Source organism: Actinomadura keratinilytica (assembly GCF_039539665.1).
GTDB classification, from domain to species: domain Bacteria; phylum Actinomycetota; class Actinomycetes; order Streptosporangiales; family Streptosporangiaceae; genus Spirillospora; species Spirillospora keratinilytica.
Window position 1 is genome coordinate 1 of record NZ_BAABDO010000277.1, and the last position, 975, is coordinate 975.

1 protein-coding gene is annotated in these 975 nt (G+C 67.3%); it reads left to right on the forward strand.

The window, feature by feature from the left end; all coding sequences use genetic code 11:
- The first annotated feature begins 220 nt into the window (after positions 1-220).
- Positions 221-925, forward strand: coding sequence for a hypothetical protein (locus ABD879_RS32690; protein WP_345025667.1), 705 nt, complete (start codon positions 221-223; stop codon positions 923-925).
- Positions 926-975: the final 50 nt, after the last annotated feature.

The following is a 975-nucleotide window of genomic DNA, read 5'->3' on the forward strand; positions in this document are numbered from 1 at the left end:
ACCGAGACCGCGACAACCCCGTGACCAGCGTGATCAGGATGGAAAAGGCTCAGTGCTGGACACCGCAGCCCTCCTTCGTACCGCACGGCTGCCGCGTCGCACTCCCTACTTGTAGGGAGTACGCGCCGCGCACCTGCTGCACCCTCGATCGGGAAGCCCAGCGAGAGAGGAGCAGCCGTGGCGCACCCGGTAACCCCCAAAGCGTCGTCTGATCCTGGCCGTGGACGTCCATCGCTACAGCGGACGCGACCCGCTGGAGCAGGTCGACATCCAAAAAAGCCTCGTCGAAGCTCTCGATACCGCCGCGGACCAAGTCGGCCTCGACCGCGATGCCTGGTGCCGTCAGGAAGGCGGCGACTCCGAGCTGGCCGTGCTGCCTGCAGATGTGGACGAAGCCGTCGTCGTGGCCGACTTCACCCGCGAGTTGGCTATCAGCCTGCGGAGGCAGAACCGGTCGCGGCGGCACGAGTGCCGGCTCCGGGTCAGGATGGCGATGCACTGCGGCGTGCTTCTGGAGGGGGCCAACGGGTACGCGGCTCGCGCTCCGGTGGAGGCGTGCAGGCTCCGGGATTCGGCCGAACTCCGAAAGGCCCTCGCGTCCCGCGCGAACGCGGACCTGGCACTCATCGTCTCCGACGTGCTGTTCCGCGACATCGTCGAACCCGGCTACCGGGGGCTGCAGCCAGACCGGTTCCAGCAGGTCAGCGTGTGCGAGAAGGAGTACCGGGGCGTCGGATACATCCTTCTGCCCGAGCAGGCCGCACCGGTTGCCGGTACCGACCGACCGGATCAGGGCACCCCGGTCCTGGGAGGCATCGTCGCCAAAGCCGATCACGGAATCGCCAACGCCAGCACGGTCATCGGCGGGCAGCACATGCTCACTCGGAGTGAGAGCGGGCAACCCCGAGGAGTCCGACGTGACTGAACTGTTTCCATCCTCATTGGGCCTGGTGGTGGAGGGTGAGGATCGCCTGC